9 protein-coding genes and 3 pseudogenes are annotated in these 8,702 nt (G+C 69.5%); 5 read left to right on the top strand and 7 right to left on the bottom strand.

All coding sequences use genetic code 11. From position 1 onward, the window contains the following. Positions 1–351, top strand: a pseudogene (locus tag AC1DP0_RS13345) ((2Fe-2S)-binding protein); the annotation flags it as partial. A gap of 142 nt (positions 352–493) precedes the next feature. Here the strand turns inward: AC1DP0_RS13345 and AC1DP0_RS13350 are convergent. After that, positions 494–1,012, bottom strand: coding sequence for a hypothetical protein (locus AC1DP0_RS13350; RefSeq protein WP_478085039.1), 519 nt, complete (start codon positions 1,010–1,012; stop codon positions 494–496). Between the two features lie 123 nt (positions 1,013–1,135). Here AC1DP0_RS13350 and AC1DP0_RS13355 point away from each other — a divergent pair, with 123 nt between their 5' ends. Next, positions 1,136–1,960, top strand: coding sequence for a class I SAM-dependent methyltransferase (locus AC1DP0_RS13355; RefSeq protein ID WP_478085040.1), 825 nt, complete (start codon positions 1,136–1,138; stop codon positions 1,958–1,960). Between the two features lie 52 nt (positions 1,961–2,012). On the opposite strand, the gene AC1DP0_RS13360 is transcribed toward AC1DP0_RS13355, so the two are convergent. From AC1DP0_RS13360 to AC1DP0_RS13385, 6 genes and pseudogenes are all read right to left on the bottom strand, one after another. After that, complete coding sequence (locus AC1DP0_RS13360; RefSeq protein ID WP_478085041.1) at positions 2,013–2,411, bottom strand: SHOCT domain-containing protein; 399 nt, start codon at positions 2,409–2,411, stop codon at positions 2,013–2,015. A gap of 96 nt (positions 2,412–2,507) precedes the next feature. Beyond that, positions 2,508–2,639: pseudogene (locus AC1DP0_RS13365) on the bottom strand (IS256 family transposase); the annotation flags it as partial. A 216-nt stretch (positions 2,640–2,855) separates the two neighbouring features. Then, a complete protein-coding gene (locus tag AC1DP0_RS13370; RefSeq protein WP_478085042.1) occupies positions 2,856–4,121 on the bottom strand; it encodes an NAD(P)/FAD-dependent oxidoreductase in 1,266 nt (421 codons plus the stop codon). Further along, positions 4,121–5,005, bottom strand: coding sequence for an amino acid ABC transporter ATP-binding protein (locus AC1DP0_RS13375; RefSeq protein WP_478085047.1), 885 nt, complete (start codon positions 5,003–5,005; stop codon positions 4,121–4,123). Before AC1DP0_RS13375 ends, AC1DP0_RS13370 begins: the two co-directional genes overlap by 1 nt. A gap of 17 nt (positions 5,006–5,022) precedes the next feature. Next, on the bottom strand, positions 5,023–5,844 hold the full coding sequence (locus AC1DP0_RS13380; RefSeq protein ID WP_478085043.1) for an amino acid ABC transporter permease: 822 nt from the start codon (positions 5,842–5,844) through the stop codon (positions 5,023–5,025). 10 nt (positions 5,845–5,854) lie between these two features. Then, positions 5,855–6,706 (bottom strand): ABC transporter substrate-binding protein, encoded by an 852-nt coding sequence (locus tag AC1DP0_RS13385; RefSeq protein WP_478085044.1) that lies wholly within the window; start codon positions 6,704–6,706, stop codon positions 5,855–5,857. Between the two features lie 160 nt (positions 6,707–6,866). Here AC1DP0_RS13385 and AC1DP0_RS13390 point away from each other — a divergent pair, with 160 nt between their 5' ends. From AC1DP0_RS13390 to AC1DP0_RS13400, 3 genes and pseudogenes are all read left to right on the top strand, one after another. Further along, complete coding sequence (locus AC1DP0_RS13390; protein WP_478085045.1) at positions 6,867–7,541, top strand: nucleotidyltransferase family protein; 675 nt, start codon at positions 6,867–6,869, stop codon at positions 7,539–7,541. 48 nt (positions 7,542–7,589) lie between these two features. Beyond that, positions 7,590–8,492 (top strand): AAA family ATPase, encoded by a 903-nt coding sequence (locus tag AC1DP0_RS13395; RefSeq protein WP_478085046.1) that lies wholly within the window; start codon positions 7,590–7,592, stop codon positions 8,490–8,492. Beyond that, positions 8,489–8,702, top strand: a pseudogene (locus tag AC1DP0_RS13400) (vWA domain-containing protein); the annotation flags it as partial. The gene AC1DP0_RS13395 and the pseudogene AC1DP0_RS13400, both read left to right, overlap by 4 nt.

Consider the following 8,702-nt stretch of genomic DNA (forward strand, 5'->3'; position numbering starts at 1 on the left):
GCGGCGCAGCGGCTCGTCGGCACCGGTCTCCTCGCGGTCGGCCCGACAACGTGGGCCGGCTGGGCCGAGTGGTCGGCCGCGGGGTCGCGCGAGAAGCGGGTGGGCCTGGTCCACGCGGTGACCAATGCCGTGGCGATCAGCGTCTACGCGGCGTCATGGACGGCCCGCCGGAACGGCCGGCACAGGGCCGGGGCGCGACTTGCGCTCGTTGGAGCGACCGTCTCCGGAGTCGGCGCCTACTTGGGCGGGCATCTGACCGAGGCGCGCAAGGTGTCGAGCCGCCATCCCGCCTACGACAACGCTCCCTCACAGACTCAGGCGGGCACCTCCTCCAGCCCAGCGACTGCCTGATGGGCGCACCCCATGCGCCGCAGAGGTGGACGGCCGGCGAAAGGACGCACTCGGCTCGGCAAGAGCGGCCGATGAGGCCCGAGCCCAGCCATGCACGTGTTCAAGACTCCTTCACGTGCGGGCGGTAATGAGGTCTGCAGTCCTACAGCGGTCTGATGCTGAACTTGCGGTCGTCCTCGACGAGCAGCACGCCGGCACCCTTGCCGAGCGGTTCGACGGGCTCACCTGTCAGGCCTGAAACCGCAGCCTCGTTCGTCGGGCTGTGTCCCACGACGAGGGCCCGGCCGCCGTCGGGAAGAGACTCGACGACCCCGCGCAGTACGGCTCCGAGGAGCCGCTCCTCGTGTTCGACCAGGTCGGGGTCGATCTCGCGGATCTGTTCGACGGTGGCGCCCTTACCCGCCGCCCTGGCCGCGGTCCGCCAGCGGTCTTCGACCGACGAGCGCAGCCCCGTCACGACGGAGATGGGAAGGTCGTCCTGCCCAGCCGCGTGGCGCAGGATCGTGACCATCTGGGTGGCGCGCGCCGCGCCGGTGGAGACGAAGGCGGCATACGGCGGTTGCAGGCCCTCGCGGCCGATGGCCTCCGCCTCCGCCACACCCTGGGCGGTCAGCTCGTCGCCGTCGTTGTCGGTGTGCCGACGCAGCTCCACGTAGCGCATTCCCCATCGTGGGCACAGGATCGCGAGCGGCACAAGCCGAACACTCCGTTGATGCCGGGTGCAGCGTCGCGGGTCCGCCGGCGCTCGGTGTGACGCACCTTCCACGACTCATGGATTGGGCAGATGCGAATCTGGCTGAGCCTCGGAGCCCGCCTGGGCGGTGTGTCGTGGCAGCATCGTGGCGTGCCGTTGGAGGGGATCCACCAGGACAGAGGGCGCGCGGAGTCGTTCGGCTCGGCGGCGGAGGCCTATGACAGGTTCCGCTCTGGCTATCCCGACGCGCTGATCGACGATCTGCTCGCCGCTCGTCCCTCGAACACGCTGGATGTGGGGTGTGGTACCGGCAAGGTGGCGGCGGCCATCGCCGACCGCGGTTTCCGCGTGGTCGGTGTGGAGCCGGACGAGCGGATGGCGGCGGTGGCTCGCGCGCGTGGGGTGGAGGTGGATGTCGTCTCGTTCGAGAACTGGGACAGGCACGGTCAGATGTTCGATCTGGTCACCTGCGGTCATGCGTGGCAGTGGATCGATCCGGTCATCGGAGGGCCCAAGGCGGCGTCGCTTCTCCGCCCGGGCGGAGTCATCGCGCTGTTCTGGAACTACCACGTAGTAGACGACTCCGTGCTGACAGGGTTTCGCCTCGCCTACGAGACGTATGCCCCGGACCTGTCCGTCGTGGGTCAGGACCCGAGCGGGCTCGAGGATGCGGACCCTTTCCGTGGCGTCACGTCGTTGTCGCCGGGAGAGACACGCAGCTACCGGTGGGTCCGCGAGTTCGACGCCGTGGACTGGACTGGGATGTTGGGTACGCTCAGCGACCATCAACGGCTGGGTCAAGAACGGCTGACTGCCTTGCGGCGGGCCGTGCGTCGCATCATCGATGAGCGCGGCGGACTGATCGCTGCCCAGGGTGGCACCTACGTGTGGTCCGCGCGCAAGCTGCCGACCTGAGCAAAAGCCTGTGATCCGCGACGCCCTCTATCGGCCGCCAACACATCGTGGGTCAAGCCGGGGCGAGCGCCTTTGCTTTGATCTGGTCGAACTCTTGCTGGGTGATCGCTCCCGAATCGAGAAGGGCCTTGGCCGAGGCGATCTGATCGGTCGTGCTCGACCGCGAGGAACCTCCGGCGACCGACTTGATGTACTCCGCCTGTCGCTCCTGCATCACCTTCTGGGCCTCCAGCGCACGGTCGTTCATCCCGCGACCACGGGCAATGAGGTACACGAACATGCCAAGGAACGGCAGCACGATGATGAAGAGAACCCACAGGGTCTTCGCGAAGCCGCCCAAGTCGTTGCTGCGGAAGACATCGCCGAAGATCCACCACAGGCACATGAACCATGCCAGAAAGATGAAGAACTCGAACATGGCGAGCAGAAACGAACCGTTGTCGTTGAACATGTGCTGACTGCCTCCGGACTAGTTGACGCTGACCGAGCGGTCCACGGCGGACCTCGCTCATGAGGTTCGACCACGGCGTGTGTTGGCACTTGATCTTCAGAGGTTCTCGGCGGCCGGCATGCAGTCGGCGAAGGTGACCGCGAACATTGAGCGCGCGCCTTCCGCCGTTGGTCCATCGTGCCTGCCCGTGCCCTTGGGGTCCAGCCCTCGGGTGACGATCCAGAGACACGACTCATACGTGCCGCACCTGTGACATCGGGGCGGTTGGGAACAGGTCGTGGACACGCACTGAGCGGGCGGTCCGATGCGACTGTGCTCCCGGCGCATCTACCGTCACTGGGCGGTCGCGTACAGCGGAACGCGCCCGCTGGGGGCGCCCGAAGTCCTGCGGCCCCTTCGCCGTGCTCGAGCTGGTCCTCGACGCCACCTTCGAACGACGTGAACCTAAGGTCGTCGACGGGTGAAACGCATCGGATCGAAGGCCGGGATCGCAGCCGCCGGGCCGCGCGCCACGAGTTCGACCACCAGTGACGCCGTGGGAGCAGCGAGACTGAGTCCGAGCATGTTGTGCCCGGTCGCCGCGACGATTCGTTCGGCCCCCGGCGCGCAGCCGATGAGCGGCTTGCCGTCGGGCGTCATCGGGCGAGGTCCGACGTGCTCGTCCGAGGTGGCACGCCAGTCGATCCCCGACAGGTAGGGCGCCGCCTTGGTCTTCATGACGTCGATGCGCCCGGCGTGCAGGCCCTCGGCCGTCCCGTCCAGCTCGACCATGCCGACCACCCGCGTCCGGTCACCCATGGGCGTCACGCCGACGTGCGTGTGGCCGAGCCGCAGGACGTGCGTCGGGGGGTGCGCGGGATGGATCGTGAAGCTGTAGCCCTTGCCGGGGGTCACGTAGCCCCGGATCCCGAGGGGCCGGAGCAGCTGCTCGGACCAGGCGCCCGCAGCGATGACGGCATGGCCGGCTTCCACCACACCAGAGCCTGTCGCGAGCTCGACCCGTGACCCGCGCTGCCGCACCGCCCGGACCGGCGTGTCCGTCAGGAAGCGTGCGCCTCGCGAGCTCAGCGAGTCGGCCAGGCGATCCACCAGCCGCGACGGATCCAGCCATCGGTCTCCCCGGTGGACGAACCCGAACTGCGATGCGTCGCCGAGCCCCGGCTCCAGCTCGAGCAGGGCCTGCCGACCGAGGACCGGTTCGGGTGCCGGGCTGAGCCCGCGCCGCGAGACACCGAGCAGGGACGCCCGTGACGCTTCCGCCTCGTCGCGGGTCGAGTGCAGCATGAGGAAGCCCTCGTCCTGCAGGTCGTCGATGATCCCGGCATCGACGAGCTCGTCCACGAGCCCGGCCGTTCGACCGTTCAGGACGTCGAGCTCGTCCCAGGAGCGGGCGAACCGGCCCRCACCCGAGCTCGCGAGGAACCGCGTCAGATAGCCCGCCACCCCCGGCAGCGCCCGGGCCCGCAAGAAGAAGCTGCCGCTCTCCGGCGAGGTGAGCGAGCGCATCCCGTCGCGCACGACACCCCACGACGGCAGCGGGTCGCTGCGTGCCGGGCAGACCCAGCCCCCGTTGACGCGAGCGGCGCCCCCGCCGAGCCCGCCCGCTTCGAGGACGGTCACGGCATACCCACGCTCGAGCAGGTGGTGCGCGCTGAACAGGCCGATCAGCCCAGCACCGACGACGGCGACCTCGCCCGTCGGACCCGGCATCAGAACCGCTGCTCCTTGATGTCGTCCGGCATGTGCGGCTGTGCCCGCGCCGCGAGCTCGGCCTCCTTGATCTGGGCTCGCCGTTCCTCGTCGGGGTCCTCGTCGACCTCGGGGTCGACGTGCGTGGGGTCGAGGACCCGCTTGAGGAATGTGCGGGTCCGCCGGTGCTGCGGGTCGCCGATGACGCGGTCGGGGTGCCCCTCCTCGACGATGACGCCGCCGTCCATGAAGATGACGCGGTCGGCCACCTCACGCGCGAAGGCCATCTCGTGCGTCACCACGATCATCGTCATGCCCTCGGACGCCAGCCGTCGCATGACGGCCAGGACCTCGCCGACGAGCTCGGGATCGAGCGCAGACGTCGGCTCGTCGAAGAGCATGAGCTCCGGGTCCATCGAGAGCGCACGGGCGATCGCGACGCGCTGCTGCTGCCCGCCTGACAGCTGCGCCGGGAAGGCCTCGGTCCGGTCCGCGAGCCCCACCTTGTCGAGGTTGGCCCTGGCGATCTTCCCGGCCTCGGCCCTGCCCCGCTTGTGGACGACCTGCTGCGCGACGGTGCAGTTGTCGAGCACGGTCAGGTGGGCGAAGAGGTTGAACTGCTGGAAGACCATCCCCATCTTGCTGCGCACCCGGTCGATGTCGCAGTCGGGGTCGGTGACGTCGACCCCGTCGACGAGCACGGTGCCGCCGCTCGGCTGCTCGAGCAGGTTGATGCACCGGAGCAGCGTCGACTTCCCGGAGCCGGAGGGCCCGATGACGCAGACCACCTCACCCTGCTTGATCGAGGTCGTGATGTTGGTCAGCACCTCGACCGACCCGAACGACTTGCGCAGGTCCGTGATCTCGACGACGACTGCCTCGCCGTCCGACGAGGTCGTATGCATCGGGGCCGGGTTCGCCGTCATCGTGCCCTCGCCGACTTCGCTTCCATGCGCCTGACCGCGAAGGTGAGGGGCAGCGTGATGAGGAGGTAGCAGAGACCCGCGATGACGAGCGGGGTGAGGTTCGCGTTCGTGTTCGCGAGGTCCCGGCCGTACTTCGTCAGGTCGAAGGATGTCGCGGACAGTCCGATGATGTAGGCGAGCGAGCTGTCCTTCACGACGAGGATGAGCTCGTTCGTCAACGGCGGGGTGACGATCCGGAACGCCTGTGGGAGAACGATCTTGCGGGTCGCGGCCCCGGCCGGCATGCCGAGCGACCGGGCTGCCTCGACCTGCCCCTTCGGCACGGCCTGGATGCCGGCGCGGATCGTCTCGGCCATGTAGGCCGCCGCGACGATGCCGAGCGCGCTCCACACCGTTCCGTAGATGCCGAAGGGGATCTCCATGCCCGGGAAGGCCAGCGGCAGCAGCCCGAAAGCCAGGAGCACGATGATGGCCGGCAACCCTCGGAAGAACTCGATGTAGACCGTCGCTATCCACCGGTAGGGACCCACGGACGACAGGCGCATGAGGGCGAGGATCGTCCCGAGCACCAGGCCGAGGACGAACGCGCCCACCGCATAGATGACGGTGTTGAGGAGCGCACGGCCGAGTCCCTGGGTCAGGGTGTCGACGATCAGGTCACCCCGGAAGAAGACCTTCTGGATCTGGCGGAGGTCTGCGACCGCTATGAGCAGGGCTACGGCGGCGACGAGGACGGCGTACTGCACCCACCGGATGCGCTGGGCCCGCTTGCGGGGCGAGAGCGTGCGCACCCGCCCCGCTGCTGCCGGTGACGTCATGGCACTGACCTCACGACACGCTCGGCATCGCGACCGGGTCGGAGCCGAACCACTTCTTGTAGCTGTCCTTGTAGGAGCCGTCCTGGATCGACTTCTTGAGGGCCGCGTTGAAGGCGTCCTTGATCTTGGCGGCGTTGGCGTCGTCCTTCTGGAAGAGGAACCCGTACTGCTCGCCGGTGTCGAACTCCTTGACGACCGCGAAGTCCGGGTTGGTCTTGGTGAAGTCGAGCAGTGGTCCGTTGTCGTTGATCGCTCCGTCGACACGACCGGACTGCACGCCCGCGATCTCGGTGGGCAGGTCGTCGAAGACGACGGTCTCGTAGCCGTTGGCGTCCTTGTTCTTCTCCGCGTAGGCCTGTCCCGTCGTGTCGGTCTGCACGCCGAGCTTCTTGCCCTTGAGGGACGACAGGTCGGTGATGCCTGAGGACTTCTTCACGAGGAGGGCCTGCGTCGCGCTGAAGTACGGCTCCGAGAACGCCACCGACTGCTTCCGCTTGTCGTTGATGGTGACCGCGCCCATCGCCATGTCGCACTTCTTCGCGGCGAACACGGCGCCGGACGTCTGCGAGGCGAAGTCGATGTCGACGATGGTGACCTTGGACTGCCCCAGCTGCTTCGCGGCGTTCTGCGCGAGGTCCATGTCGAAGCCGACGACGTTGCCCGAGCTGTCCTTGAACTCGAAGGGCTTGTAGGACAGGTGCGTGCACACCGTGAGGGCGTCCGAGCTGACGAGCTGCGGCCCACCCGAGGGGTTGCTACCAGAGGTGTTGCCACCCGAGTTCGAGCCACAGGCGGCGAGGGCGAGGGTTGCGAGGGAGACGACGGCCGCGTAGCCGACAAGGGGAGACCTGAGCTGCGACATCTGTATTCCTCCAGAATCGACGGTTGGTGGTGAGACTACAGAGCGTTGACCGCTCCGGGGGATCAGGCAAGCACCTGAGCCCTGCTCCAGGGTCTTCCTGGTTCCCGAGGCGTCACGGGAATGCTCGCAGGGGCCGCGTCCGCCGGGGTACGTTTCGGCTGTGAGTGAGAGCCACACCGCGCCGCACCCGGCCGCCGGGCACGGGCGGTCCGCGCACGTGCGCGGGCTCGTCCTGGCCGCTGGCGCCGGTCGCCGGATGGGTGGCCCCAAGGCCCTCATCCGCCGTCACCCGCACGAGCCGACGCTCGTCGAGAGCGCGATCCGCCTGCTGCATGACGGCGGCTGTGCCGGCGTCACCGTCGTCGTCGGGGCCGCCGGCCCGGAGGTCACCGCCATCGTGACCACCCTCGGTCGGGACGTCGACGTCGTCACCTGCCACGACTGGGACGAGGGCATGGGCGCGAGCCTCCGGTCCGGCCTGACCGCCCTGGCTCGTGCGAGCCACGAGGGCGAGGGGCGCGTCGACGCCGTGCTCGTGACCCTCGTCGACCTGCCCGACCTCACCCCGGACGTCGTCGCCCGGGTGCTCGACGTGCCGCGGGACGAGGACGAGCACGCCCTGCGTCGGGTGCTGCGGCGGGCGGCATACGACCACCACCCGGGGCACCCGGCGCTCATCGGGCGCGAGCACTGGGAGGGCGTCGTCACGACGGCCCTCGGCGACCACGGCGCCCGGCACTACTACCGCGCGCACCCGCACGAGCTCGTCGAGTGCGGCGACCTCGCGACGGGGCGCGACGCCGACACCCGGGGCGAGCTGGACACGTCCCGCTAGACGGGCCCTCCGCTTCCCCAAGCCCGGTTCATGAGTGATGCTCAGGGCATGGATCACGTGTTCGCCAGCGCCGACGACGTCACGACCGCCCTGGGCGGCACGGGCTACCTCGCCGACGAGGCGCTCGCGACGGTGACCTTCCTCGCGACCCGGCTGAACCGGCCGATCCTGCTCGAGGGCGAGCCCGGCACCGGCAAGACGGCGCTCGCCGAGGCCCTGGCCCAGGCGCTCGCCCTCCGGCTCATCCGGCTCCAGTGCTACGAGGGCATCGACGCGACGCAGGCCCTCTACGACTGGGACTTCCCGCGCCAGATCCTGCACCTGCGCACCGTCGAGGCCCTGAGCCGCGACGAGCACCACGACCCGAGCCCGACCAACACCGCGGCCCTGGAGGCCGAGCTCTTCGACGAGCGCTTCCTCCTCGCCCGACCGGTGCTCGAGGCGCTCCGCGCCGCCCCGTGCGTGCTGCTCATCGACGAGATCGACCGCGCCGACGACGAGTTCGAGGCCTTCCTCCTCGAGGTGCTCTCGACGTGGCAGGTGACGATCCCCGAGCTGGGCACCATCAGCGCCGCCACCCCGCCGATCGTCGTGCTGACCTCAAACCGCACGCGCGAGCTGCACGACGCGCTCAAGCGCCGCTGCCTCTACCACTGGATCGACCACCCTGGCCTGGCCCGCGAGCTCGAGATCGTGCGAACCCGCCTGCCCGAGGTCTCCGCCGCGCTCGCCGAGCAGGTCGTCACCCTCGTCCAGCGCCTCCGCAGCTCCGGCGAGCTCATCAAGCCCCCGGGCGTCGCGGAGACGCTCGACTGGGCGCGCGCCCTCGAGACCGTCGGCGCCACGCGCCTCGACGCCGAGGTCGCCGCCGCCACCCTCGGCGCCGCCCTGAAGTACCGCGAGGACTCCGAGAGGATCCGCGCCTCGCTCGACAAGCTGCTCACCGTATGACCGTCGAGCTCCAGCCACCTCCCGGGCCCGGCGTCGACGAGCTGCTCCTCGGCTTCGCCCGCGCCCTGCGCGCCGCCGGCCTCCACGTCACCGCCGACCGCGAGCGCACCTTCCTCATCGCCGCCGCCACCGTCGGCATGGGCGAGCGCACCGGCGTCTACTGGGCGGGCCGCGCGACGCTGACGAGCACCCCGGCCGACTTCCCGGCAT

The sequence above is a fragment of the Terrabacter sp. P5_B1 genome, from assembly GCF_056400505.1.

Coding starts and splice junctions, on each gene's coding strand:
- AC1DP0_RS13350 (WP_478085039.1), bottom strand. CDS start 1,012: ATGCGCTACGTGGAGCTGCGTCGGCACACCGACAACGACGGCGACGAG.
- AC1DP0_RS13360 (WP_478085041.1), bottom strand. CDS start 2,411: ATGTTCAACGACAACGGTTCGTTTCTGCTCGCCATGTTCGAGTTCTTC.
- AC1DP0_RS13355 (WP_478085040.1), top strand. CDS start 1,136: ATGCGAATCTGGCTGAGCCTCGGAGCCCGCCTGGGCGGTGTGTCGTGG.
- AC1DP0_RS13380 (WP_478085043.1), bottom strand. CDS start 5,844: ATGACGTCACCGGCAGCAGCGGGGCGGGTGCGCACGCTCTCGCCCCGC.
- AC1DP0_RS13395 (WP_478085046.1), top strand. CDS start 7,590: ATGGATCACGTGTTCGCCAGCGCCGACGACGTCACGACCGCCCTGGGC.
- AC1DP0_RS13375 (WP_478085047.1), bottom strand. CDS start 5,005: ATGCATACGACCTCGTCGGACGGCGAGGCAGTCGTCGTCGAGATCACG.
- AC1DP0_RS13385 (WP_478085044.1), bottom strand. CDS start 6,706: ATGTCGCAGCTCAGGTCTCCCCTTGTCGGCTACGCGGCCGTCGTCTCC.